General features: G+C 61.7%; 22 protein-coding genes and 1 tRNA gene. 10 read left to right on the top strand and 13 right to left on the bottom strand.

Translation table 11 applies throughout. The annotated features are described in order from the left end of the window. Positions 1–78 precede the first annotated feature (78 nt). On the bottom strand, positions 79–489 hold the full coding sequence (locus tag ACFOYU_RS03675; protein WP_226737045.1) for a PRC-barrel domain-containing protein: 411 nt from the start codon (positions 487–489) through the stop codon (positions 79–81). A gap of 199 nt (positions 490–688) precedes the next feature. Here ACFOYU_RS03675 and ACFOYU_RS03670 point away from each other — a divergent pair, with 199 nt between their 5' ends. Both ACFOYU_RS03670 and mepA read left to right on the top strand, forming a co-directional pair. Further along, on the top strand, positions 689–1,855 hold the full coding sequence (locus tag ACFOYU_RS03670; protein WP_226737047.1) for an SDR family oxidoreductase: 1,167 nt from the start codon (positions 689–691) through the stop codon (positions 1,853–1,855). A 118-nt stretch (positions 1,856–1,973) separates the two neighbouring features. After that, positions 1,974–2,885: a penicillin-insensitive murein endopeptidase gene (gene mepA, locus ACFOYU_RS03665; RefSeq protein WP_377032443.1), complete on the top strand. Its 912-nt coding sequence runs from the start codon at positions 1,974–1,976 to the stop codon at positions 2,883–2,885. Positions 2,886–2,976: 91 nt separating this feature from the next. Here mepA and msrA read toward each other — a convergent pair whose 3' ends face one another. Together msrA and ACFOYU_RS03655 are read right to left on the bottom strand one after the other, a co-directional pair. Further along, complete coding sequence (msrA, locus tag ACFOYU_RS03660; protein ID WP_377032442.1) at positions 2,977–3,636, bottom strand: peptide-methionine (S)-S-oxide reductase MsrA; 660 nt, start codon at positions 3,634–3,636, stop codon at positions 2,977–2,979. A gap of 85 nt (positions 3,637–3,721) precedes the next feature. Next, entirely contained in the window at positions 3,722–4,042 is a 321-nt protein-coding gene (locus ACFOYU_RS03655; RefSeq protein WP_226737053.1) for a PetM family of cytochrome b6f complex subunit 7, read from the bottom strand. A 200-nt stretch (positions 4,043–4,242) separates the two neighbouring features. On the opposite strand from ACFOYU_RS03655, the gene ACFOYU_RS03650 reads away from it, so the two are divergent. The 4 genes from ACFOYU_RS03650 to ACFOYU_RS03635 all read left to right on the top strand — a co-directional run bounded on the left by ACFOYU_RS03650 (position 4,243) and on the right by ACFOYU_RS03635 (position 8,513). Next, a tRNA-Ser gene (locus tag ACFOYU_RS03650) sits at positions 4,243–4,332 on the top strand. 388 nt (positions 4,333–4,720) lie between these two features. Next, positions 4,721–5,752 carry an SMP-30/gluconolactonase/LRE family protein gene (locus ACFOYU_RS03645; protein WP_226737055.1) on the top strand — a complete coding sequence of 344 codons (1,032 nt, stop codon included), beginning with the start codon at positions 4,721–4,723 and terminating at the stop codon, positions 5,750–5,752. Between the two features lie 297 nt (positions 5,753–6,049). Further along, the gene (locus ACFOYU_RS03640) at positions 6,050–6,418 is read left to right on the top strand and encodes a 6-carboxytetrahydropterin synthase (protein ID WP_226737123.1); all 369 of its coding nucleotides are present in this window, start codon (positions 6,050–6,052) and stop codon (positions 6,416–6,418) included. Between the two features lie 157 nt (positions 6,419–6,575). Further along, the gene (locus tag ACFOYU_RS03635; protein ID WP_377032441.1) at positions 6,576–8,513 is read left to right on the top strand and encodes a putative bifunctional diguanylate cyclase/phosphodiesterase; all 1,938 of its coding nucleotides are present in this window, start codon (positions 6,576–6,578) and stop codon (positions 8,511–8,513) included. Between the two features lie 70 nt (positions 8,514–8,583). Here ACFOYU_RS03635 and ACFOYU_RS03630 read toward each other — a convergent pair whose 3' ends face one another. The 3 genes from ACFOYU_RS03630 to ACFOYU_RS03620 all read right to left on the bottom strand — a co-directional run bounded on the left by ACFOYU_RS03630 (position 8,584) and on the right by ACFOYU_RS03620 (position 13,401). Further along, entirely contained in the window at positions 8,584–11,451 is a 2,868-nt protein-coding gene (locus tag ACFOYU_RS03630; RefSeq protein WP_377032440.1) for an EAL domain-containing protein, read from the bottom strand. Between the two features lie 410 nt (positions 11,452–11,861). After that, on the bottom strand, positions 11,862–12,353 hold the full coding sequence (locus ACFOYU_RS03625; protein WP_377032439.1) for a DUF2165 family protein: 492 nt from the start codon (positions 12,351–12,353) through the stop codon (positions 11,862–11,864). 106 nt (positions 12,354–12,459) lie between these two features. Beyond that, entirely contained in the window at positions 12,460–13,401 is a 942-nt protein-coding gene (locus tag ACFOYU_RS03620; protein ID WP_377032438.1) for a threonine/serine dehydratase, read from the bottom strand. Positions 13,402–13,587: 186 nt separating this feature from the next. Between ACFOYU_RS03620 and ACFOYU_RS03615 the strand changes: the two genes are divergently transcribed. Beyond that, a complete protein-coding gene (locus tag ACFOYU_RS03615) occupies positions 13,588–14,985 on the top strand; it encodes a M20 family metallopeptidase (RefSeq protein ID WP_377032437.1) in 1,398 nt (465 codons plus the stop codon). 83 nt (positions 14,986–15,068) lie between these two features. On the opposite strand, the gene ACFOYU_RS03610 is transcribed toward ACFOYU_RS03615, so the two are convergent. From ACFOYU_RS03610 to ACFOYU_RS03580, 7 genes are all read right to left on the bottom strand, one after another. Beyond that, on the bottom strand, positions 15,069–16,103 hold the full coding sequence (locus ACFOYU_RS03610) for a CobW family GTP-binding protein (protein ID WP_377032436.1): 1,035 nt from the start codon (positions 16,101–16,103) through the stop codon (positions 15,069–15,071). Next, a complete protein-coding gene (locus tag ACFOYU_RS03605; protein ID WP_377032435.1) occupies positions 16,096–16,425 on the bottom strand; it encodes a hypothetical protein in 330 nt (109 codons plus the stop codon). The genes ACFOYU_RS03610 and ACFOYU_RS03605 overlap by 8 nt, the downstream gene beginning before the upstream one ends. A gap of 21 nt (positions 16,426–16,446) precedes the next feature. Continuing rightward, positions 16,447–17,361 (bottom strand): polysaccharide deacetylase, encoded by a 915-nt coding sequence (locus tag ACFOYU_RS03600; RefSeq protein ID WP_377032434.1) that lies wholly within the window; start codon positions 17,359–17,361, stop codon positions 16,447–16,449. 277 nt (positions 17,362–17,638) lie between these two features. Beyond that, positions 17,639–18,229, bottom strand: coding sequence for an NTP transferase domain-containing protein (locus ACFOYU_RS03595; protein WP_377032433.1), 591 nt, complete (start codon positions 18,227–18,229; stop codon positions 17,639–17,641). Further along, positions 18,226–19,245: a molybdopterin-binding protein gene (locus ACFOYU_RS03590; protein WP_377032432.1), complete on the bottom strand. Its 1,020-nt coding sequence runs from the start codon at positions 19,243–19,245 to the stop codon at positions 18,226–18,228. The genes ACFOYU_RS03595 and ACFOYU_RS03590 overlap by 4 nt, the downstream gene beginning before the upstream one ends. After that, a complete protein-coding gene (locus ACFOYU_RS03585) occupies positions 19,242–19,934 on the bottom strand; it encodes an XdhC family protein (RefSeq protein ID WP_377032431.1) in 693 nt (230 codons plus the stop codon). Before ACFOYU_RS03585 ends, ACFOYU_RS03590 begins: the two co-directional genes overlap by 4 nt. Before the next feature lie 126 nt (positions 19,935–20,060). Beyond that, complete coding sequence (locus ACFOYU_RS03580) at positions 20,061–20,384, bottom strand: XdhC family protein (protein WP_226737145.1); 324 nt, start codon at positions 20,382–20,384, stop codon at positions 20,061–20,063. Between the two features lie 326 nt (positions 20,385–20,710). Here ACFOYU_RS03580 and ACFOYU_RS03575 point away from each other — a divergent pair, with 326 nt between their 5' ends. The 3 genes from ACFOYU_RS03575 to ACFOYU_RS03565 all read left to right on the top strand — a co-directional run bounded on the left by ACFOYU_RS03575 (position 20,711) and on the right by ACFOYU_RS03565 (position 24,364). Next, complete coding sequence (locus tag ACFOYU_RS03575) at positions 20,711–21,172, top strand: CoxG family protein (RefSeq protein WP_226737147.1); 462 nt, start codon at positions 20,711–20,713, stop codon at positions 21,170–21,172. Between the two features lie 175 nt (positions 21,173–21,347). Continuing rightward, entirely contained in the window at positions 21,348–21,842 is a 495-nt protein-coding gene (locus tag ACFOYU_RS03570) for a (2Fe-2S)-binding protein (RefSeq protein ID WP_377032430.1), read from the top strand. Between the two features lie 158 nt (positions 21,843–22,000). Next, a complete protein-coding gene (locus ACFOYU_RS03565; RefSeq protein WP_377032429.1) occupies positions 22,001–24,364 on the top strand; it encodes a xanthine dehydrogenase family protein molybdopterin-binding subunit in 2,364 nt (787 codons plus the stop codon). The last annotated feature ends 6 nt before the right edge of the window (positions 24,365–24,370 follow it).

Raw genomic sequence — 24,370 nt, 5'->3', positions numbered from 1 at the left:
TCTGTCGTCCGGCGCTGCGGCACAAAAAATCGCCCGGTCTCGGCCGGGCGATTTTCGTTGCAAGATGGGCTTTTCTCGTTACCGGCCCGTGCTCATCGGGTCGCTCTCGCCCCAATAGGGCGTGGCATTGTAGTACCGGTGGACGTGCTCCTCCCACTCGCGATCGTAGGATGCGTCGTGACCCTCGGCGGTGCGGCGCGGGGCGCCACGCAGCTGATCCTCGGTGAGATTGAGCTCATAGGCGTCGAGCTCCGTATTGTACGTCAGGACGCCCCAGGGCAGCGTGTAGTATTCCTCGCCGAGCCCCATGAATCCGCCAAAGCTCATGACCGCATAAGCGACCCTTCCAGACCGCTTCTCGATCATCACGCGCTCGATGGTTCCAATCTTCTCGCCGTCCGAGCGGCGCACGGGGGTTCCCTCCACCTTGTCGCTGGCGATCAGGCTTTGGGTTTCGCGAACGTCGCCGGTCTGTGCCGTGGTCTGCATCGTCTCTCTCCCTTCCACTGTCGAGATGCCAAGGAAACGTTCTGGTAAAAAAGGCGGTTCCGAAGACGTTCCCAGGGGCTGCAAGCTTTTCGGCGTTCATCCGGCCCTGGAAGCGGCGCCTGCGGAAGCGTTGCCATAGGAACCGCTCATACCTCCTGACGTTGACCCGCATTTGCAGGGATACATAAGGAGACAACAGATGGCCGTTCGTCAGAAGAGCGTGAAGGAGCAGGTCGTCGTCATCACGGGCGCGTCCAGCGGTATCGGCCTTGCAACGGCGCGCATGTTCGCCTCGCGGGGAGCCAAGGGACTGGTCCTGGTGGCCCGCAACGAGGAATCTCTGCGCGGACTTGCGGAGGAGTTGAGCCAGGGCGGAACCCGCGCCATCGCCGTTCCGGCCGACGTGAGCAAGCGGGAGGATCTGGAGCGGGTCGCCCGGACGGCCATCGAGACCTTCGGCGGCTTCGATACCTGGGTGAACGACGCCGCCGTCGCCCTGTACGGGGCGCTGGAGGAGATCCCGCTCGAGGACCAGCGGCAGCTCTTCGACGTCAATTACTGGGGCGTCGTCAACGGTTCCCTCATCGCGGCCCAGCATCTGCGCAACCGCGGCGGCACCATCATCAATGTCGGCAGCGTCCTGTCCGAGCGGGCCATGATGCTGCAGACCCAGTACTCGGCCTCCAAGCATGCGGTGAAGGGCTTCACCGACGGATTGCGCATGGAGCTGGAGAGCGCCGGGACCCCGGTCTGGGTGACGCTCATCAAGCCGTCGTCCATCGATACGCCCTATATCGAGCATGCCCGCAACTACCTCGACGACGAACCGCGCGTTCCGCCGCCGGCCTACGATCCGCACCTTGTGGCGAAGGCGATCGTCTTCGCGTCGGAGCACCAGCGGCGCGAGCTCACCATCGGCTTCGGCGGATGGGTGATCGGCGCCATGGGCAAGGTGGCCCCCCGCCTCACCGACAAGGCCATGGAATGGACCGGCTACGCCGCCCAGACCACGGAGGCGTCCGAACGCGGGCGCATGCGGGACAATCTCTACCAGGCCAGGGAGGACGGTGACGAATACTCGTCCCTGCGCGGCGAGCCGCGCAAGACCAGCCTTCTGCTGGAGGCGCAGCTCCATCCCTTCGCGGTCGCTCTGGTGATGGCCGGCATCGGCGCCGCCATCGCGGCTGCTCTCATGCCCCGCAGGAGCCAGCGCACGAGCCGCAGCCAGCATCTGCGCCCCCGGCCTCCGTTCCAGCCTGCCAAATCCACCCGGAAGGTCGGAAACGGACATGACAAGCGCTCCTTCGGCCCTGGCCACATCAGCCAGCGGCAGGACACCGAGCGCCGGCCTCAACCGCGGCACTAGTCGCCGACGACCTGCAGGGGCCGGCCTCCCGCCGGCCCCTGCCCTTCTGGCAGCAAGCGACATGATGTGGCGGCCGAAGGCCATTCCGGACCGGACGAGGTCGGGTTAGCCTTGCCCCATGAATGCGATTCGAATTCTCCCTCTCGCCGTCGCCCTGGTCATCGGCGGCACCGCATCGGCCCAGGACAAGGGAACGCTCACGCCCAAGCCCCTGCCGCCCCTGGCCAACCCCAACGATCCGTCGGTGCCGGCCAAGGAGCTGTTCGGGCGGCGCGATACGCCCGCCTCGCTTCAGGCGCGCTCCATCGGCAGCTATGCCCGCGGTTGCGTCGCCGGCGCGACCGCTGTGCCCATCGATGGCGAGACGTGGCAGGTGATGCGCCTTTCCCGGAACCGCAATTGGGGCCATCCGCAACTGGTGAACCTGCTGCAGGACCTCTCCGCGCGGGTGCCCCGGATCAACGGCTGGCCCGGCCTTCTCGTGGGCGATATCTCGCAACCCCGTGGCGGCCCCATGCTCACCGGCCACGCTTCGCACCAGATCGGCCTCGACGCGGATATCTGGCTGACCCCCATGCCCAACCGCCGCCTCACACGGCTGGAGCGGGAGGAGATGTCGGCCACGAACGTGGTCCGCGAGGATCGGCTGGACGTCGATCCGGAGGTCTGGACGCCGCAGCATACCGCTCTCATTCGGGCTGCCGCCAAGGAACGCCGCGTCGCGCGCATCTTCGTCAACCCGGCCATCAAGAAAGCGCTCTGTCGCGAGGCCGGAGAGGACCGCGCTTGGCTGGCGAAGGTGCGGCCCATGTGGGGGCACAATTATCACTTCCACATCCGCCTCGCCTGTCCCAGTGGCGAAGCCGGGTGCTCCGACCAGGACCCGCCTCCCGGCGGCGACGGCTGCGGAGCGGAGCTCTCGCGCTGGTTCACCCGCGACATGCTTTTCCCGAAGCCCGGCAAGCCGCGCCCGCCCCTCCGGATGGCGCAGCTCCCGGCCGAGTGCCGTCAGGTCCTGGTGGCTCCTTGAGGCCTGGCCGCCCGGGCATTCGGCGCCAACGAAAAGAGCCGCCTCCACGGGTGTGGAAGCGGCTCCTGAGAACGATGCGGCGTGCGCTGACCTAGGCGGCGGCGATGCCGGTGCCGATCTGGCAGGACACGCCCGTGCCGCCAAGGCCGCAATAGCCGCCGGGGTTCTTCGCGAGATACTGCTGGTGATAGTCCTCGGAGAAGTAGAAGGGCGGCGCGTCGAGGATTTCCGTGGTGACGGGGCCGTAGCCCCGGCTCGCCAGCGCCTCGGCGTAAGCTTGCTTCGAAGCCTCGGCGGACCGGCGCTGGTCCTCGTCGAACACGTAGATGCCGGACCGGTATTGGGTGCCCACATCGTTGCCCTGGCGCATGCCCTGCGTCGGATCGTGGTTTTCCCAGAACGTCTTCAGGAGAGCCTCGTAGGAGACTTTCGCCGGGTCGTACACGACCAGGACCACTTCGTTGTGGCCCGTCAGGCCGGAGCAAACCTCTTCATAGGTCGGATTGGGCGTGATTCCGGCAGCATAGCCGACGGCAGTGACCCAGATCCCGTCCTCCATCTGCCAGAACTTGCGCTCCGCGCCCCAGAAACAGCCAAGCCCGAACAGGGCCTGCTTCATGCCCTCGGGATAAGGTCCCTGAAGGGGGCGGCCATTGACGAAATGACGCTCCGCGGTCGGGAGCGGAGTGGAACGGCCCGGCAGGGCATCCGCTTTGGTCGGAAGGTCGAGGCGCTTGAGGAAATTGAACATGGGGCTTCTTCTCGTGGTGCCCCATGAATGTAAGTGCTCTTGCGCCGGACGGGAGAGCGGCGGCCGTCACTATCGTGTGAGACGCTCAGCGGCCGGCGAGATACCCGATCGGCTCCATCGATCTCTGCCCCAACCACAGAAGGAGCGCCCCCAGCAGGAATCCGGTCAGGGAAGCCGGAAGCTGAAGGAGGGAGACCATGATCGGATCCCAGAGCCAAGCGAGGGACGGCTGGGCGACACGGCTCTCCAGCTCGGCGACGCCTCCGGGAAAGAACGTCCCCATCATCGTGCCGACGGACGCAAACGATATACCATTGTTGACGATCGAGCGCGTGCCGTCGATCACCAGACCGATGAAGCCGGCGGCGACCAGTACGAGGCCCAGGGTACGAGCAAGGAACTTCAAAACGCACCTATATGAACGGATAGGGTCACTTTAGTGCGTTTTCAAAGAATGGCAAAGCCAGCCCATCGCAACTTCTCACAATTGGATCTTGCATTCGGCGGCCATTTGGAGATACACGGTCCGCTCCGCAGGTGATGCGGGGACTTCGGGGCCGGAATCGGCGCCTGAAATGTCCGAGCCCGCCCAACGGGCTCCATGCTGGAGGGGTGGCCGAGTGGTTGAAGGCGCACGCCTGGAAAGTGTGTATACGGGAAACCGTATCGAGGGTTCGAATCCCTCTCCCTCCGCCACTTCACTGTAAAACCGAACGCCCTCGTGAATAGTGGGGCGGCATCGACCATCCGGCCCGGAGGCTTCGCGCCGGAAGATCATCTCGGGCCGTCCCGCGCGTACGATGCGGAAAAGGGGCCATGCCCGCGGCGCCCCTCGCATCCCACGAAAGCCCGCCATGGACCGGAAGTCAGCGCCGTCGGCGCGAGACATCCCGAGGGCTCGCCCGGACCAGATCCTGAATGAAGCCATCTCCCGATGGGACCGGAATCGTCACCGGCGCTTCCAACCGTGTGCATTTGTATTGCCGAGGTTGGGAATCGGTGAGATTCTGCCTGTGATATGTGAGCCTGACGAACGGGCCTGAGCTGAGGGGGCGAAGAACGACTGCTTCCGAGGGAGGGTCCCATGGATTTCGATCGACGCAGCTTCATAGGTGGACTGGCCGCTGTTGCGAGCCTGGCTTCGAGCCCCGCCGTCTCCCAGTCGGCGCCGGAACCCCAGCGGTATCCGGACGAGGCCTGGAAAGTCCTCGACGAACGGTTCCGCAAGTACATGATCGGCAATACTCCGCTGCAGCGCCAGTGGACGGGCTCTCTCTGGGCGGAAGGCTCCGCCTGGAACGGCGTAGGCCGTTATGTGGTGTTCTCCGACATCCCCAACGACCGCCAGATGCGCTGGGACGAAGTGACCGGCGCGGTCACGCCGCTACGGGTCCCCGCACACTTTTCCAACGGCAACACATTCGATTTCGAGGGCAGGCAGATCTCCTGCGAGCATTCGACGGCGCGCGTCGTCCGCTATGGCTGGCAGGGCGAGCCGGAAGTGCTGGCGGAGAGCTACGACGGCAAACCCCTGAACGCACCGAACGATGCCGTCGTGCATCCCGCGACCGGCGGGATCATCTTCACGGATCCGGGATACGGCAGCCACTGGTGGTATGAGGGAAATGTTCGCGAACTGGAACTGCCCACCAGCGTCTATCACCTGGACCCCCGATCCCGCACTCTTACGAGACTGACGGATGAGATCTTCAAGCCCAACGGTCTCTGCTTCTCGCCCGACTACAGGAAGCTCTACGTCGCAGACACGGCGGCCACCCACCATCCGGAGCCGGCGCGGATCATCTCGTGGGATGTGGAGGACGACGGCCGCAGGCTCGCCAACCGGCAGGTCTTCACAACGCTTGAGAAGGGCTTTCATGACGGCATTCGCGCCGATGTGGATGGCAATATCTGGGCGGCAACCGCGTTCGGCGGCGCAGGCATCGACGGCATTCACGTCTATGCCCCGGACGGCGTCAAGCTTGGCCAAATTCTCATGCCGGAGGCATGCGCGAATTTGACGTTCGTCGGAAAGCACCGCAACCGGCTCTTCATCTGCGGCAGCCAATCGGTCTACACGATCTATACGGCGGCCCAAGGCGCCCACATTGCCTAGCTGAACTCGGGCGGGAGACGCCTTCGGCGTCTCCCGCCTCGATCCGGAAGGGGTAAGGACAGGCGTTGGGCGCAAGCCGTCTCATGCGCCTTCGCGCAACAAAGAAACATCGAAGACCTTCAACTTTCGCCATGCGACGGTTGATCGAGCCGGGACGGCTTTCCAAGAGCACCGCAAAGGCCGGCAGCCATGCAAAGATGATACTTCATTCAAAACCGCGACCTTCGTATACACGCGCTGCAATGCTGCGAAACACACATCAGCCAACACGAGAAGCGGTCGGCCGGAGCAAGACGGATGAAGACATACTGCGAGTTTACGTTTGAGGCTGCTCACTCGGTGCAACCATATTCGGGCCTGCACGGGCATACCTTCATCGCAAGGCTCACCTTCGGGGGAGCGACCGACGAGACCTATGGCTGGCCGGTCAATCTCTACGATGTCGAAAATTTCATTAAAGAAATCAAGGGCGAGCACGGGACCGGGTTGGATCATGCCAATCTCGATCTCGTTCCGGAAATCGGGATCGCGTCACTTGAAAACATCACGACCTATATCTGGCGTTTGGTGAAGCCTCGCTTTCCCGGACTTGAAGAAGTTGAGCTCAAGCGCGGCATGACAGGCTCGTCGGAGGGCTGCATCTATCGCGGCGAAAGCGTCGGCTGACGAAATTCGCCGATCCGGAAGAGCAGGAATGGGCGCCCTCACATAACGGGCGCTTCACTCGCCTATGCTTAGGCGTATGTGGGCAGCCATTATTCAGAATGAATGTTGAGCACTGAATTTCAATCTCATATTTCCGACGGGCGAGCACACCAGAGCCATGATCGTATCGTTACGCGCACTGAAGATATTCTTCGTTTTTACAGTCGGAAGCTTTCTCATAGCGACGCTCTACATCTCGGCCCTGGTGGTGGAGCGCCAGGAATTGTTGAGGGAAATTTCCCACTACAATCCGGCGTTTCAGGTAAGCCAGGCAGTCACCGAATTCATGCGCCTCGAGCGACACCTGGTAGTCTTCGAGGATCAACACGGCGAAAGCGACAAGGACGAGGTCCTGCTTCGGTACGACATCATTCTGAACAGGACGAAGATTCTACTGGAGGGAGCCTTCCAGACCTTCGTTCAGTCGGCTCCCGATCACCAAGCCACGCTGCGCAACCTTGCCAGCGCCTTGGCCGCCGTGCAGCCACTCATGGAGACCCTCGACCGGCCAGGCGCTGCTCGGCAAGCGCTCGAAGTTCTGGCGCCTCTGGAGCCTCGGCTGATTCAACTCGCATCCTTCGCGCACAATCTTGAGGCGGAACGGGTTGCGCGGGATCAGCAGGAGCTCATCCGTCTGCACTGGCTCTTCTCCGGGCTCGCCATCAGCCTGATCCTGTTCGGGATCGTCATGATCGCACTCCTGAACAGACATAACCGGCTTCTGGGAAAAGCGCATGCGGATCTCCATGTCCTTGCCGGCAGTCTCGCTCATGCGGCCAATCACGACGCGCTGACCGATCTTCCGAACCGCGTGTTGTTCCGCGAGAAGCTGGAGGTGGCTCTTCAGGCATTCCGGCAGCAGGGAAGGGATTTTGCCGTCCTCTGCCTTGATCTGGATCGCTTCAAGAACGTCAACGATGCGCTTGGGCACGAAGTCGGCGATTATCTTCTGAAGGTCGTAGCCGATCGCCTTCGGGGATGCCTGGGAACCGGCGACATTGCCGCCCGTCTCGGCGGCGACGAATTCGCAATCCTGCAGCAGCCCATCGAAAGCATGGAATCCTGCGCCGCTCAAGCGTCGAGGATCGTGGAAGAGCTGAGCGCCCCCTATGTCATCGACGGGCATGAAATCGTCATCGGCACGAGCATCGGCATCGCTGCCGCAGGCAACGGGATCGTGACCCCCGACCAGCTTTTGAAGCATGCCGACCTGGCCCTCTACGAGGCCAAGTCGCAGGGACGCGGCACCTTTCGCTATTTCGAGCCGGAGATGGAAGTTCGTCTGCACGCCCGTCGCATCCTCGAGGTGGACCTGCGCAGGGCTTTGGCACACGACGAGTTCGAGCTGTTCTATCAGCCCCAGATCAATATCGAGACGGAGGAAATCAGCGGGTTCGAGGCCCTTCTTCGTTGGCATCACCCCCTGCGGGGCATGATTTCGCCGGCGGAGTTCATTCCGATTGCCGAGGATATCGGTTTGATCTCGCCTCTTGGCGAGTGGGTCCTGAACCAAGCCTGTGCAGAGGCGAGCAAGTGGCCCCGTGACATGAAGGTTGCGGTCAATCTCTCGCCACTCCAGTTCAGAAGCCGGACTCTCGTGCAGAGCGTCAGCAGCGCCTTGGCAAGGACAGGCCTTTCCCCCGACCGACTGGAGCTCGAAATTACGGAGTCGTCCCTGCTCCAGGAGAACGAGGCGACCTTGGCGGTTCTGTACCAGTTGCGCCGGCTTGGGGTCCGCATCGCCATGGATGATTTCGGAACCGGCTATTCGTCAGTCGGGTACCTGCGCGGCTTTCCCTTCGACAAGATCAAGATCGATCAATCCTTCGTGCGGGACATTCCCTCCCAGGCCGACTCGTTCGTCATCGTACAGTCGATCGCCAGTCTCGGTGCCGGCCTGAGGATGTCCACCGTTGCCGAGGGCGTGGAGACCGAGGATCAGTTCCGCCAGATCCGGGCTGCCGGCTGCACGGAAGCCCAAGGCTACTATTTCGGACGCCCGAAACCTGCCCGCGAATTGGTCTACACGCTCAAATCGGCACATTGTACGACGTGATCCATCTCCACGGCTCGGCGCCACGTCTCCAGGATACTCCTATCGTTCATAGGCCGGAGCCGGGAGGCGCTCAGCGGATTCCCATCGCGCTTAGTCGTCCTGGATCCCACCCTGCCAGAAGCTTGGCCACTTCCGCCCCGAACACCGGCTTGGCGAAGAGGTACCCTTGGGCATTGTTGCAGCCCATCTCGCGCAGCCGTCGTGCCTGCCCCTCGGTTTCCACTCCCTCGGCGGTGACCTGCAGGTTCAGGCTTCCGCTGAGGCCGATGACGGCGGCCACGATCGCCGCATCGTCTCCATTCTGCTCCAGGCCGCTCACGAAGCTCTGATCGATCTTGATATGGTCGACGGGAAACTGCTTGAGGTGAGCCAGCGAGGCATATCCCGTGCCGAAATCGTCCAGAGCGATCTGAACTCCTTGCCGGTGGAATTGCGTCAGCGCATCGGACACCATGCCGAACCGGCTTTCGAGCAGGACCCGCTCGGTGACCTCCACCTCAAAGTGTTTCGTGGGAATCTTCGCCAGAGCAAGGATGTGGAGAACCTCGTCGGCCATGTCAGGCTGACTGAATTCCGCACTGGAGAGATTGACGGCGACCCGGCCTGGGTCGAAGCCGGCACTGAGCCACTTGAGGATGTCGGAAGCGACCTTCCCGATCAATCGCTTGCCGATCGTTTTCGCCAGTTCCGGATCATCGAAGGCCACGCCGAAGGTGCCTGGCGTCAGGAGGCCCCGGGTCGGATGATCCCATCGTGCAAGCGCCTCGAACCCCACGATTCTTCCGGTCTTGAGACACACTTTGGGCTGGTAGACCGGGATGATCTGATCCTGCGAGATGGCGGATCTCATTTCACGCCCGATTGCCAACCGCTGCTCGGTCATGGCTCGCATTTCGGGAGAATAGGTGACCACGCGATTACGGCCTTCGGCCTTGGCACGGTATAACGCGATGTCCGCGTCTTTCATCAGTTCTGCGGGCTCGTCGTCATGGTCGGGGAAAGCGGCGACGCCGATGCTTGCCTGACCGCTGATCGTTCGCCCCTCGTAGGCAAAGGGTTGCCTGAAGCGTTTGATGATGATCTCGGCAAGGCTCACCGTATTGTGGAGCTTCAGCGGATCGGTGACCAGAACGGCGAACTCGTCTCCTCCGAGCCTCGCGACCATGTCGCATTCACGCATCATCGGAACCAGGCGATTGGCCGTTTCCACCAGCAGCGCGTCACCTGCACCATGGCCGAGGGTATCGTTGACGTCCTTGAAATCGTCCAGATCAATCATCAGCAGACCGACGCAGGTGCCGTTCTGCTTGGCTCTGGTCAACGCCTGTTCGAGGCGGCGCTGGAAGAGGACGCGATTGGGAAGCCCGGTCAGCGGATCGTGGTTGGCAACTCGCCAGACCTCCTCCTCGGCCGCCTTGCGGTCGGTGATGTCGAATGTGACACCGACGATGCGGTCCGTCCCCACCCTCTCTCCACGGGTTGCAAGCCACAAGGTCCGGCCGTCCGGCAGGATATAGCGGAACTCACTTGTCTCCGTGCCCTTCTCGGCGATTTCCGCAAGCAGCTGATCGCGCGCCGGCAGATCCTCTGGGTGGACGCGCTCCAGAAACTCCTGAGGTGGGCCGGACCCGATCCCGAGCACATCGATGGAGTTCTCGGAGCGCGTGACGTATTCAGCAGCGAGATCCTGCTCCCAGGCCACCATACGGCCCGCCTGCATGGCAAGCCGCAGCCGTTTTTCGCTCGCCCGAAGCTGCTCTTCTGCATCCTTTCTGTCATGGATATCGGAGAGACCGCCGACCCACTCCCTGATCGTACCATCCGGGTTCCTGACCGGCACGGCTCTCGTCTGCATCCAGCGGTACTCGCCACCCGCTTGCCGCACACGGCACTCGGCCTCGTAAGGCACCCCTGCGGAGACTGCCTTCAGCCATGCCTGCTCGATGCGGACACGATCATCCGGGTGAAGCGTGTCGACGCTGCCAAGCCCGACATAATCACTTTTTTCCTGTCCCGTGACCTCCTGCCAGCCTTTCGTTTCCGTGATCATGCCATCTGGTGTGGCGACCCAGAGGACGACTGAACTCGCCTCGAGAAGGGCTCGATGCCGCTCCTCCTCCCGCGCCAGGGTGGCTTCAGCCGTCTTGACGGCATGGATGTCGGTGCTGGTGCCGATCCACCGCTCAATATTCCCGTGCCTATCGCGGATCGGGTGCGCACGAGCCAGGATCCATCGGTATTCACCGGAATGGTGACGGAGGCGATACTCCGCCTGATACGGCTCCCCGGTGCTCAAGCAGCGGTTCCATCTGACAAGAACCCGCTCCTGGTCATCAGGATGGGCGACGCTGCTCCACTCCGTGGAATCCGGAGGCACCCCGATGAATTCGTAGTAATGCTTGTTCCGGTACTCGAACCTTCCATTCGCGCTGGCGGCCCACGCCATCTGCGGCAGGGCGTCGACGACCGTCTCGAACGCCTTCCCCCGCTGGGTCAGGATCCTGCTCGTCTGGCGAAGCTCCAGCTCCCGCACCGCAGCGCGTGCCAAGGTGAGGAGCGCTGCAGACTGCAGCTCCGTGAGTCCATCAGGCCGCGCCTCGGTGTCCGCGATGCAAAGCGTGCCGAGCGGCAGGCCCTCCTCGCTGACGAGGGGAGTTCCCGCGTAAAGACGAATATGCGGCTTCATTGTTACAAGAGGATTGCTGCAGAAGCGCGCGTCCTCTGTCGCATCGGGAACGATAAAGACGCCCGTCTGTCGAATGGTGTGGGTACAGAAAGAGATATCGAGCGTCGTCTCTCGGACATCCAGGCCGATCCCGGCCTTGAACCATTGCCGGCGCTCGTCGAGCAGGCTGATGGCCGCCAATGGAGCATCGCAGATCCGGGATGCAAGATTCACGATGTCGTTGAATGCTGTCTCGGGCTCTGTGTCCAACATCTCCAGGCTGCGAACCGCATTGAGGCGAGCAGCCTCATCCCAGACGGGCGCACAGACCTCATTGACACGTACCGACATGGTAAATTGCCCCGCAGCAGACTCGTTGTTCTTCGTTCTTGCGATGGTGTTGGACGCAGCGTACGACCCATAGCCCAAGAAACATCCAATGGGGATGCGACAACAGCCCTCCGCTCAAACAAGCTCGTCTTCGTAGGCGTTAAGGCTAACGGCTTGAGTTGCTGCGGCAGTCCCGTCTGTCGAAAGTGGTGGTTCCGGGACGCATCGCAGGGCTCGCCCCGATCGCCCCGATATTACGTTGTCTTCGACGCCAGCTTCGGGCGCCGTGGTACGATTTACCGTTCGTGCTGGCGATGAGCGGTCACGGCCGCATGGAGATGGACAGCCGTCTCTCAATCTCTATCGGGCATGACGACGTAAATCAGGACTGCGATGGTCGTGACGGCGAAGCGAAAGGCTGACGGAACACCATTCCACTGTTGCGACATCCACATTCCGAACCATTCGCCGCCGATCGACATAAAGCCGACCTGCCAGATCAAGAAGCCAAGCGTCAGCCCGGCAACGGCTGCTCCCTTCGAACGGTTGAAAGCAGCGGCAGACATTCCGATCTGCCTGAACATCCTCGCCGCTCCGAACCAGCAGAGCCCAGCCACGATCACCTCTACAGCGATGATGGTCATATAGGCGGCGTGATGAAGAGACGGATTCGTGACCGCTCGGTATCCGATGGATGTTCCCGGGAACACCGTATCCATGGATAGGACATGTTGAACGAAAGCAAAATTGGTCCCGTAATCGGTGATGTTTCCGAAGGCAACGAGGCTTGCAAAGAGCCCGATGGCCGCAACCATGACGGTTTTCGAAATCCTGACGACAGTCATGACAGATCCTAGATCGAGTCGATCCGACGCTACAACATAGTAGCCGACAGGCAAAAAGGCTGCAGTGGCGGCTAGAGGACTGTGAACAATCTGCAGGAGTATTCAGCTACGAGATTCCATCGGTTCCCGCCCCGCAGATCAGGGCGCAGACATGGGAATTTCCCGCCTGCGGAATTCGTCCTGTCCTCAGGGCCGCAATCGACGCCGCGCCTGACAGATCGGCCGCGATGCCGAACTCGAACCAGAGCCAGCGCGCCGCTTCCTGCATCTCATCATCGGTGACGAGAACGATATCATCCACATTGCGACTCACCACCTGAAAGATGGCCTCATCCGTTCGCCGGCAGGCCATGGTCGGAACTCTCGTGCTGACATCGTCGAGCGCGACGAGGCGCTGCGCATCGAGACAGGCCCGCAATGTGGGAGAACCGACCGGTTCGATCCCGATCACTCTGGCTTCGGGGCGCCGGGCCTTCACGGCGGTAGAAAGGCCGGTGATGAGCCCGCCTCCCCCAATGGCAACCAGGAGGATATCCACGTCCGGCATGTCGTCCAGTATCTCGAGCCCAAGTGTGCCCTGACCCGCGACAACGGCCGGATCGCTGAACGGGTGCACGTAAGTGGCATCGGTCTCGGCCGCGAAGGCCAGAGCAGCCTCATTGGCTTCGTCCCACACCGATCCGACGATTTCGACGGCCGCGTTCCACCCCTTCAACTTCGCTACCTTGTCGGGCGCCACGTTGGAGGGCAGAAAGACCTTCGCCTTAACTCCAGCCACATAGGCCGTGCGAGCAACGGCCAACCCATGGTTACCGCCGGAAGCCGTCACCAATCCGTTCTCCAGTCGTTCGGGGGAAAGCGTCATCAGCCGGTTCATGGCGCCTCGCGCCTTGAACGATCCCGCTGCCTGCAGGAGTTCCAGCTTCAGCGTGACGCGCCCCTCGAACCCGCCGGGATCGCGCATCTGTATTGCCGGCAGCGTGGGAGTGCGCCTGATGAAAGGCGCGATGCGTTCCTGCGCGGAAAGGATGTGGTCGATTGTGATCATGCGTGAAACTCCTCCGTAGGACGTCGGCACATCGTGCCGTTGTGGCGGAGCGCATTTGCAGGTGCGCGTTTGATATTTCTACATTTTCCGACTTGAGAGATTTGTGCAATCTTCAATCAGAAACAGAACACATTGTTATCCGGCGCATCAGCCGGCTGAGTACCAGGGCGAAAGGAAAACACCTCGATGTCTCGTGAAGCGGCCATTGCGAAGGCTGAGACCTATTTCGATTCCGGAGCGCTCAAGGCAGATCTGGCTCGCCTGATCGCCATGCCGACGGAAAGTCAACATCCGGACAGAGCCGATGTTCTCGCGAGCTATATCGAGCGCGAGATGCGTCCGCTCCTCGAAAACCTCGGCTTCAGGTGCACGACCCTGCATCACCCCAAGGCCAAGGGTCCCTTCCTCTTCGCTGAGCGGATCGAGGATCCCCGGCTGCCGACTGTCTTCGGTTATGGGCATGGCGACGTTATCCGCGGCCTCGACAAAGAGTGGAACGAAGGCCTCTCTCCGTGGTCTCTGACGGAGGTCGGCGACCGCTGGTATGGACGCGGCGTGGTTGACAACAAGGGACAGCACATCATCAATATTGCCGGACTACGAGCCGTGATCGAGACTCGTGGAAAGCTCGGCTTTAACGCCAAGTATCTCATCGAGATGGGCGAGGAGGTGGGCTCCCCTGGCCTGCGCGAGCTCTGCTCCGAGCAGAAAGAGCTCATGAAGGCGGACCTGCTCATCGCCTCCGATGGACCGCGCCTCAATGCCGAGCGCCCGACGGTTTTCCTCGGCTCCCGGGGCGGAATCACTTTCGATCTGACGATCGATGCCCGCGATGGCGGACACCATTCCGGAAACTGGGGCGGCCTTCTCTCCGATCCTGCCATCCAGCTTGCGCATGCCATCGCCACAATCGTCTCCCCGACCGGGCAGATCCGGATTCCCGAATGGGTGCCCGAGGAGATCCCGACCTCGGTCCGTCGAGTCCTTGCGGATTGCGAGGTAGACGGAGGGCCCGACGGCCCGAGCATCGATCCTCATTGGGGCGAACCGGGATTGACGCCTGCCGAGCAGGTTTTCGGCTGGTGCTCCTTCGATGTGCTCGCCATGAAGTCCGGCAATCCTGAAACTCCCGTCAACGCTGTTCCGCCGAGTGCCTGGGCCCGCTGCCAGTTGCGGTTCGTCGTGGGTATCGACCCGGACGAGGTTCTGCCGGCATTGCGCCGTCACCTTGACCGGCATGGGTTCTCCATGGTCCGGATCACCAAGAGCCGCGAGGAGATCTTCCGCGCCACGCGCCTCGATCCGGAAGATGCCTGGGTCTCCTGGGCTGTAAACTCGCTTGCCAGGACGACGAACAAGAAGCCCGCAATCCTGCCGAATCTCGGTGGATCGCTGCCGAACGACATCTTCTCGGAAATCCTGCAACTGCGGACGATCTGGGTGCCGCATTCCTATCCCGGTTGCTCGCAACATGCCCCGAACGAGCATCTTCCGACTGCAATCGCCCGAGAGGGACTCGCCATGATGGCCGGCCTCTATTGGGATCTCGGCACCGGCGATGTCCCAACAGCCACAAGCGCTTGAGGCCGAGAACGCGGATGTGCCCGATCTGCAGGAGGGGCCGGACAGGTTCGCAACGGGATCGCGCCGAAACCAAGTAACGGCTATTAGGCGGCACCAAGACGAAGGAAAGCAGAGAGGGACCGCTCGATCAGGGCCCGGTCGAGTCCGTCTACGATGAAGACAAGCCGTGAGCGCCGATCTTCGTCGGGCCATGACATCATATGGATTGGCGGATGAACAAGGTGCTGCACGCCGTGAACGGCCACCGGCGCTGATGAACCTGCGATGTTGAGGATGCCCTTCACGCGCAGGATCGCAGCCCCATGCCTGTTCAGCAGCATGGTGAGCCAGATGCCGAACAGCGTCCAGTCGACTGGCTCAGCGAACACGACTGCAAAGGCTTGGATGCCGATACCATGACGGTTAGGGTCGTGAACATGGTGGTCGTGCGTTCCGGTTCGAGCGATCTCTGCGGAGAACCAGTGCTGCGCCGCCGCGCTCTTTCCGGCCAGTTGAAACAGATCGTGCGACAGCAGCGCCTCGATATCCAGTATCGTCTGAGGAGAGCACCAGAGGGGAGCGGATGGATTTAGCTGACGTATATGGTCGACAAGCGAAATAACCGTCACCTCGTCAGCGATATCCGTTTTGGTGACGACCAGTCGGTCCGCGACGGCAACCTGCTTCACGCTCTCCGGTTGGCGAGAGAGTTGAGCCTCGCCGTTCACCGCATCGACAGTGGCGATAACATTGCCGAGACGGAAGTGATGCTTCAGCACCGGATCGGCATGCACGGTCGACAGGATGGGGAATGGATCGGCCAACCCCGTGCTCTCGATGATCATCCGCCGGAAAAAGGGAATGGCGCCGCATTCGCGTTTGGAGTGCAGATCTCTGATCGCGGAGGAGAGCTCACCCCGGATCGTGCAGCACAGGCATCCGGATTGCAGGAGCACCATCGTATCGTCGATGCGTTCGAGAAGATGATGGTCCAGCCCGACCTCGCCGAACTCGTTGATCAGAACCGCCGTATCGGCCAGTGCCGGATCGCTCAGGAGCCGCTGAAGCAGGGTCGTCTTGCCTGAACCCAAAAACCCGGTGATCAGGTTGACGGGTGTCAGGGTTACCTCGTCAGTCACCCGAGGCCTCGAGTCTTGCGATCAGCGCTGGGTCAAGAGGATCGCACTTGCGGCCGGTCAGCCTCTCAGCTTTGATCCACAAATGGGCTAGATGATCGACAATCTCTGTCTTTCCCGTTGCAGAAGTGAGCAGAAATGCCGAGCCCTGCCAATCTCGCAGCCTGAGCCCATAAAACGTCAGTAGCTTGTTGGCGCACTGCACTCGCCGCGAGCGCTCGCGGCGGCGATCCGCAGCCTCCGGGTTGCGACTGAACACTCCGGGGCGGGCGATGGCATCCGTCCAATGGTCCGAGCCACCGAGAACGCCGCATAATGCGCACATGCCAGTTCTCTTCCTGTCCAATCAGCCTGCCTGCTCAGGCACACCGGTCTCGAATGACCTCTTTCGCGGAAAGCGCCTCGCGAAATCGTCCGCGATCTCGTCCATGGTGACGAAGCGGACACCGGGGTGGCTCGTCATGTGGTGGAAAAGCCTTTCCAACATCATCAGGACCTGCGGGCGGCCGGAAACATCCGGATGGATCGTAATCGGGAATACGGCATAGTCGTATTCGCGGTAGACCCAGTCGAACTGATCTCTCCATAGCTGCTCGATGTCACGCGGATTGACGAAGCCATGACTGTTCGGCGACGCCTTGATGAACATCATGGGCGGCAGATCGTCGAGGTACCAACTCGCCGGAATCTCGATGAGATCGGTCTCCTCACCTCGCACAAGCGGCTTCATCCAGTCGGAGGCCTTTTTCGAATAGTCGATCTTTGTCCACCGATCTCCGACGCGAACGTAATAAGGTTGGAAATCATGGTGCATCAATGAGTGGTCGTATTTGATGCCACGTTCGAGCAGAAGCTCATTGGTGACGGTCGAGAACTCCCACCACGGAGCCACGTATCCGGTAGGCCGTCGGCCTGAAAGCTGGGTCACAAGCTCGATGCACTTGTCGAGGACCTCCATCTCCTGCTCTCGGGTCATCGAGATCGGGTTCTCATGGCTGTAACCATGTATTCCTATTTCGTGACCTGCATCGGCAACCGCCTGCATCTGCTTGGGAAAGGTCTCAATCGAATGACCAGGGATGAACCAGGTCGTCTTGATTCCGAAGCGATCGAACAGCTGCAGCAGACGCGGACTGCCGACCTCACCCGCAAACAGACCGCGGGAGATATCATCCGGTGAATCCTCGCCGCCATAACTTCCAAGCCATCCTGCGACGGCATCGACGTCGATGCCGAAGCTGCACAGAATCTCTTTCGCCATGGCAGGTTCTCCTTCGATCCCCGGGGCCTGTGTGGATTCACCTAAAGTTATCGACGCGTCTCGCCATGACAGAAATTCTCGTCGGCGAGCGCTCCTAAGGGCCGATGGACGGGTCGAACGCCGAAGAACCTGCGCCAGAGACAAGCTCTTTGAGCCTCAACGAAGCGCCTGCAGCGGGGTTCCACGCCCCCAACCAGACAACTCTGCAAACGAGGTGGCAGTCCGGCCCGCCCGTGTCGGTCACCGCGTCGAGAGGCGTCCCTCCAGGACGCACATTCTAAAGTTTCTGGAGCTTGCGGATCTCGTCCGATGTATCGATATCCTGGAGCACGGCCGGATCTGCGGTCGGCCACTCCAATACGTCGGCGCGCCCGCGAAGGGCTTGCCCGGCGCCGGTATCCCCAGAGAGCCCTTCGATCAACCATTCCAGCTCCCGCGAGAGCACGACCGGGTTACCGCGTTGGCCTTTCAGGGTCGGCACCAGCGCCGCCGGCTCATTCAGATCCCGCCAGTTCTTCACAAGCGCATCGATGAGGTCTGTTTTGATCAGCGGCATGTCTCCGAGAAGAACGACTCCTGCCTTGGCGTTTGCGGGCAACGCAGCGAAGCCCGTCTGGAGCGAGGTCGAAAGCCCGTCTGCATAGAAAGCATTGTAGACAGCCTCGATCGGAAGTCCCTGCAGCGAGGTCTGAATCTCACTCGCCCGATGGCCGGTGACCACGATCACCGGGTGAGCCACGGACATGACCGCGGCCTCGACCACGTGGCGCACAAGAGGCTTGCCGGCGATGTGGGCCAGCAGTTTGGGATCCTGACCGAACCGGGTGCCCCGGCCGGCCGCCAGAACAATCGCCGCGACGTCGCTCACTCCTCGTCCTCACTTTCACCTCCGGCACGCGGCTGCGGCCGGGTGCCGATTTCCATGAGGAGCCCTCCAACCCCCAGAGACGTGATGTCGGCACGGGTAACGGGCACATCCGCCAAGATGCGCTGGAGCACCCAGTCGAACCCGTTCTCCCTAGGAGAGCGGGCGCAGCCTGGAGCGCCGATGATGGGTTTGCCTGCAATGGACCCGATGAGGAGCAGGTTCCCCGGGTCGACAGGCATTCCGAAATGCTCCACGTGTCCGCCGGCCATCTCGATGGCTGACGGAATGGCGTCGCAGCGGTCGGCAATGGCGGAAGCCCCGAACACAATGATCGGATAAGAATCGCAAGTTGCCTGATGCGCCAGCTCTTGCGCCAGCGCAGGCGCGTCGTGAGGCACGCGTCTATCCCAGGCGACGGTTGCGCCCGCCGGCTCCAGTCGCTTTGCGAGCACGGCAATGGTCTTGTCGATGATGCTGGGCTTGAGGCCCGGCAGAATGGTCGAGATCACTCCTATATGGCGGCGGGTGTATGAGGCGATCCGCAAGGCTCCTGCACCCGCTCTGGCGAGGCCATCCTGCAGGAGGATTTCCGGGACCGCATAGGGAATGATCTTGACGGTGCCGATCATCTCGCCCGCAGCAACGGCCTTGTAAGCTGGCAGGGTTGCGACCGTCATGGCCTCGTCGATCGCGTTGAAGCCATTGATGGCTTCGAGGTCGATCAGCAGAACTCCCGAGGTCGTCGCGTACAGGTTGGAGCGTCCGGTGAAGGGACGCTCGACAAGGACATTCTCTCCGGCCAGCGCCTTGGCAAGTCGCCAGGCAGCTTCATCCTCGCCGATATCACCAGGCTCCAACCGAGCGGCAATGATCTGCTCGATACCGGCGCGCTTCAGATGCGACGCGACTTCGGGGGAGACCAAACTCCCTTTCCTGACCACCAGCCCACCCGCACGCACGCTGTGGGCAGCTAGCGCTCCAACGGCTTCCTCCACGGATACGAGGCCGAACTTCACGCCGCCCGCCTCCGATCCCGGCGAAGAGTCGCTATGATTTCAGCAAGAATGGAAACGGCGATCTCCGCAGGTGAGACGGCACCGATATCGAGGCCGATCGGCGCATGGATGCGGGCAATATCGGCGTCCGTGAAGCCGGCCGCCATCAGACGATGGGTGCGGCGCTCATGGGTTTTCCTGGAGCCGAGAGCGCCGATATAGAAGCATGATGAGCGTAAAGCGGCGGAGAGCGCCGGATCGTCGATCTTGGGGTCGTGGGTGAGCGCCACCATCGCGGTATAGCGATCCAGACTCATGCCGGGCAGGACTGCATCCGGCCATTCGGCCAGCACCGTGACGTCCGGGAAACGCTCAGGTGTCGCGAAGGCCGTACGCGGGTCGATGATGATAGCATCAAGATCCACACCCCTCATCAGGGGAGCCAGAGCCTGACTGATGTGAACGGCGCCGACGATGACGACCTTCACCGGCGGCACCTGGACTGTCAGGAAGAACTGATGCCCCTCCTTCTCCAGCAGGCCGCTTTTGCCAAGCCGCAGATACTCCTGCAGTTCGTCCTCCAGGGGATCGTTCCGAATGTCTTTAGCCCGGACGAGGCGCTGCTCGCCCGAGGCGAGGTCGGTGATAAGGATCGCCGGACGTCGGGCGGCCTGCTCCGCATTGAGACCGGAAAGGAGATCCAAACGCATGTCGCTCCGTCACCCTCCTTCCGGCACAATGTGCAACATCACCGCTGCTCTCTGAACGAGGGGCGGACATGCCTCTTCTCGGGCTCCGGTATCGATGGAAGGTGCGAGCAGCCGGCTGCGGTCACTTCAGTCTACCCGCTCGACATAGATCCTGATCCGTCCGCCGCAGGAAAGCCCGACCTGCCAAGCCGTCTCGTCAGCGACTCCGAACTCTAGCATCCGCGGTTTTCCGTCGGCAATGACCTCAGAAGCCTCCGTGATGACCGCGCCCTCCACACAACCGCCCGAGACGGATCCGAGGAAGTTCGTATCCTGGTCGATGACAAGGTGGCTGCCAACAGGCCGAGGAGCCGAACCCCAGGTCTCGACAACGGTTGCGATTGCAACGCCTTTGCCCGCACGCCGCCAGGCCTCTGCTGTCTTCAGGATATCCGCATCGGTCGAGAGCATGGGAGCTCCAAAACGGGAAGAGCCATTTGCAGGATGAAGTCTGCAACCAATACTGCCATTTCCCACGATGGGACTGCAACCGGGATCCACTCAATGGACTTGATCCGGATTTGGAAGATCTGGAGATCGCCGCGCCCATGTCGACAGCCGGGAGAAGCGCGTCGCGCACCGGCGCTGATTCTGGCGGCCATGCCTCGCTCGTATCCAAGAACCCTGATGCACTGCAACAAGCATCAACGGCATTGCAACAAAACGGGACGGGTGGCGCACCGGCCGATTTGCTTCATACTCCTCATCAATGCTGGTCGAAGACAAGGGAGGGTAGCATGACCATGAAGATGGAGGGGGAAGTCTTTTTAGCGGTGGATCGGGTGACGGTGTGGAATGCACTGAATGATCCAGATATCCTGAAGGCATGCATTCCTGGCTGCCAAGACCTGGAGAAGGTGAGCGACACGCAGTTCCAGGCAACCGCCAAGGTTGCGGTCGGTCCCGTCAAGGCGACCTTCAAAGGCGGGGTGACGCTGTCCGATCTCGACCCGCCGAATGGCTACACCATCAGCGGCGAAGGCCAGGGCGGCATCGCTGGCTGGGCAAAAGGCGGCGCAAGGGTTCGTCTGGAGGATGTCGAAGGAGGTACTCGGCTGACCTATGATGTCGAGGCCCATGTCGGGGGCAAGATCGCTCAGTTGGGAGGGCGCCTGATCAACGGAGTTGCGAAGAAGTACGCCGATGAATTCTTTGCGAATTTCGCCAAGATCCTCTCACCCGCGGAAACTGCCGCTTAGCCGGTTCTTGCCTAGCGCCCCCGCACATCGTTCCAATGCTTGACCGCTTCAGAATCGCGGTTCACACTTGCTGTCGACGGATCGTATTTCTCGGTCGTCCAACAAGAATACCTGCCGGTGCCTGAGACCACCTAAAGGTTGGCCGGGTTGCCGGCGTCCGTGGAGGAAATCAAGCATGACCACCGTCTCCTTGACGGTGAACGGTCAATCCGTCACCGCAGACGTCGACCCCCGAACCCTACTCGTGCAGTTCCTGCGCGAGAATCTCCGCCTCACCGGCACGCATGTCGGTTGCGACACCAGCCAGTGCGGCGCCTGCGTCGTACACCTGAATGGTCAAGCCGTAAAAGCCTGTACCGTTCTGGCCGTGCAAGCGGACGCCAGCCTCGTGACTACAATCGAGGGCCTTGCCCAAGGAGGCGAATTGCACCCGATGCAGGCGGCTTTCCGCGAGCATCATGGGCTGCAATGCGGTTACTGCACCCCCGGCATGATCATGGCGGCTGTCGATATGGTGAACCGAAAGGGCTCCAACCTCGACGAACAGACCATTCGCGCCGAATTGGAAGGCAACCTGTGCCGCTGCACAGGCTACCACAACATCGTCAAGGCCGTTGCCGCCGGAGCTCAGGCCATGGTCCAAAATCCTGTCCGGCAGGCAGCAGAATAAGGCACCGCCGACAGGCTCGCCAAAGGCACAGCGCCCCTCGGATGAGGATGCAGTAGCGGCGAGCCTCGAAGCAGGCGCCTTGTCTCCGGAGCATTCTTCTAGGTTCCCACGCTGGCTCCGCCTCTCCGGCGAGGGCAGACGACATAAGGGAGGACATCATGACCGCGACAGGGATCGGCGCGCCCGTACGCCGCAAGGAAGATCAGCGTTTCGTCACCGGCCAAGGGCGCTACGTGGACGACTTCAACAGGCCCGGTCAAGCTTATGCCTATTTCCTGCGATCGCCCCACGCACATGCTGCGATCCGGTCCATCGATACAGGCCCGGCGCTTGTCATGCCGGGTGTTCTGGCTGTCTTTACGGGCGACGACCTCGCCGCGGACAAGATCGGCAGCCTTATCTGCGGCTGGATGATCCATTCCAAGGACGGCTCCCCGATGAAGGCCGGTCCTCATCCGGCGCTTGCCCAGGATAGGGTGCGCTATGTCGGCGACCACGTGGCTGTCGTGATCGCGGAAACGCTGGCGCAGGCGAAGGACGCCGCTGAGGCGATTGTGGTCGACTACGACGTTCTCCCAGCAGTGGTTGAGACCGCTGAGGCACAGAACTCATCGGTTCAGGTCCACGATGTCTCGTCCGACAACACCGTGTTCAACTGGCATCTCGGCGACAAGGACGCGACCGATGCCGCATTCGCACAGGCGAAACACGTCACCAAGATCGACCTCGTCAACAACCGGCTTGTGCCGAACCCGATCGAGCCCCGCGCTGCACTCGGCGAGTACGACCCGGGAACAGACAACTACACCCTCTACACGACGAGCCAGAATCCCCACGTGGCGCGCCTCGTCCTGTCCGCCTTCATCGGTGTTGCACCCGAGCACAAACTGCGCGTCATCGCTCCTGATGTCGGCGGCGGCTTCGGCTCGAAGATCTTCATCTATGCCGAAGAGACAATCTGCGTGTGGGCGGCCAAGAAGGTCAAGCGGCCTGTGAAATGGACGTCGGACCGTACGGAAGCCTTTCTCTCGGATGCGCATGGTCGAGACCACGTCACACGCGCCGAACTGGCAACGGACGACAGCGGCAAGATCCTCGGCCTGAGGGTTCATACCATTGCCAATCTCGGGGCGTATCTCTCCACCTTCTCGTCGTCCGTTCCGACCTATCTTTATGCCCCTCTCCTTTCCGGCCAGTACGATATCCCGGCGATTTACTGCGAGGTGGATGGAGTCTACACGAACACGGCGCCCGTCGATGCCTATCGCGGCGCTGGCCGTCCCGAGGCCACCTTTGTCGTCGAGCGCCTCGTCGAGAAGACCGCTCGCGAAATCGGCCAAGACCCCGCCGAGTTCCGCAGGCGGAACTACATCACTCAATTTCCACACCAGACTCCGGTCATTATGGCCTATGACACGGGGGATTATGCCGCTTCGCTGGATAAGGCGCTGGAACTCGCCGACTATCGGAGTTTCAGCGAGAGAAAGCGCGAGAGCGCCAATCGGGGCAAACTGCGGGGCATCGGCTTTTCAAGCTACATCGAGGCCTGCGGCATCGCTCCCTCACAGGCTGTGGGATCACTCGGTGCAGGCGTAGGATTGTGGGAATCCGCGGAGGTGCGCGTGAACCCGACGGGCTCCGTCGAGGTACTCACCGGCTCCCACAGCCATGGTCAAGGCCATGAGACCACCTTCGCCCAGCTCGTCTCTGATCGCTTGGGAATTCCGATCGACCAGATCAGCATCGTTCACGGCGACACCGACAAGGTGCAGTTCGGCATGGGAACCTACGGATCGCGTTCTGGTGCCGTAGGCATGTCGGCTATTGCCAAAGCCCTCGATAAGGTCATTGCGAAGGGCAAGAAAGTGGCGGCCCATGTGCTCGAGGCGGCCGAGGGCGATATCGAGTTCAAGGACGGCAAGTTCGGAGTGGCCGGCACGGACCGGGCTCTCGGTTTCGGAGAGGTGGCGCTGCAGGCCTACATCGCTCACAAGTTCTCCGGCCAGGATCTGGAGCCAGGACTGAAGGAGGGAGCATTCTACGATCCCACCAATTTCACCTTTCCGGCAGGAGTGCACATTTGCGAGGTGGAGATCGATCCCGATACGGGCGTCACCACCATCGAGCGCTGGACGGCCGTGGACGATTTCGGGGTGATCATCAATCCGATGATCGTCGAGGGTCAGGTCCATGGCGGTATCGCACAAGGTGTCGGGCAGGCGCTCCTGGAGGGAGCCGTCTATGACCAAAGCGGTCAGCTCGTGACGGCCAGCTTCAACGATTACTGCATGCCGCGCGCCGCCGACCTGCCGTCATTCCAGGTCGACGTGACTGTAACGCCCTGCCCCTCCAATCCGCTCGGAATCAAGGGCTGCGGCGAGGCCGGCGCCATAGCCGCGCCACCAGCCGTCATCAATGCGATCACGGATGCGCTCGGCCACGAGGACATTTCCATGCCCGCAACACCCCAGGCTGTCTGGCGCGCGGTGCGGAAAGCGCACATGCCCATGGCGGCCGAATAAGGGAGA

It is taken from the genome of Microvirga sp. GCM10011540 (assembly GCF_042650665.1).
Taxonomy (GTDB): Bacteria; Pseudomonadota; Alphaproteobacteria; order Rhizobiales; family Beijerinckiaceae; genus Microvirga; species Microvirga lenta.
This window is presented reverse-complemented; position numbering and strand designations above follow the sequence as displayed.

Bases quoted from the DNA above. Each gene is read 5' to 3' on its own strand.
- ACFOYU_RS03675 (WP_226737045.1), bottom strand. From the start codon at position 489: ATGCAGACCACGGCACAGACCGGCGACGTTCGCGAAACCCAAAGCCTG.
- ACFOYU_RS03670 (WP_226737047.1), top strand. From the start codon at position 689: ATGGCCGTTCGTCAGAAGAGCGTGAAGGAGCAGGTCGTCGTCATCACG.
- mepA (WP_377032443.1), top strand. From the start codon at position 1,974: ATGAATGCGATTCGAATTCTCCCTCTCGCCGTCGCCCTGGTCATCGGC.
- msrA (WP_377032442.1), bottom strand. From the start codon at position 3,636: ATGTTCAATTTCCTCAAGCGCCTCGACCTTCCGACCAAAGCGGATGCC.
- ACFOYU_RS03645 (WP_226737055.1), top strand. From the start codon at position 4,721: ATGGATTTCGATCGACGCAGCTTCATAGGTGGACTGGCCGCTGTTGCG.
- ACFOYU_RS03640 (WP_226737123.1), top strand. From the start codon at position 6,050: ATGAAGACATACTGCGAGTTTACGTTTGAGGCTGCTCACTCGGTGCAA.
- ACFOYU_RS03635 (WP_377032441.1), top strand. From the start codon at position 6,576: ATGATCGTATCGTTACGCGCACTGAAGATATTCTTCGTTTTTACAGTC.
- ACFOYU_RS03630 (WP_377032440.1), bottom strand. From the start codon at position 11,451: ATGTTGGACACAGAGCCCGAGACAGCATTCAACGACATCGTGAATCTT.
- ACFOYU_RS03625 (WP_377032439.1), bottom strand. From the start codon at position 12,353: ATGACTGTCGTCAGGATTTCGAAAACCGTCATGGTTGCGGCCATCGGG.
- ACFOYU_RS03620 (WP_377032438.1), bottom strand. From the start codon at position 13,401: ATGATCACAATCGACCACATCCTTTCCGCGCAGGAACGCATCGCGCCT.
- ACFOYU_RS03615 (WP_377032437.1), top strand. From the start codon at position 13,588: ATGTCTCGTGAAGCGGCCATTGCGAAGGCTGAGACCTATTTCGATTCC.
- ACFOYU_RS03605 (WP_377032435.1), bottom strand. From the start codon at position 16,425: ATGTGCGCATTATGCGGCGTTCTCGGTGGCTCGGACCATTGGACGGAT.
- ACFOYU_RS03600 (WP_377032434.1), bottom strand. From the start codon at position 17,361: ATGGCGAAAGAGATTCTGTGCAGCTTCGGCATCGACGTCGATGCCGTC.
- ACFOYU_RS03585 (WP_377032431.1), bottom strand. From the start codon at position 19,934: ATGCGTTTGGATCTCCTTTCCGGTCTCAATGCGGAGCAGGCCGCCCGA.
- ACFOYU_RS03580 (WP_226737145.1), bottom strand. From the start codon at position 20,384: ATGCTCTCGACCGATGCGGATATCCTGAAGACAGCAGAGGCCTGGCGG.
- ACFOYU_RS03575 (WP_226737147.1), top strand. From the start codon at position 20,711: ATGACCATGAAGATGGAGGGGGAAGTCTTTTTAGCGGTGGATCGGGTG.
- ACFOYU_RS03570 (WP_377032430.1), top strand. From the start codon at position 21,348: ATGACCACCGTCTCCTTGACGGTGAACGGTCAATCCGTCACCGCAGAC.
- ACFOYU_RS03565 (WP_377032429.1), top strand. From the start codon at position 22,001: ATGACCGCGACAGGGATCGGCGCGCCCGTACGCCGCAAGGAAGATCAG.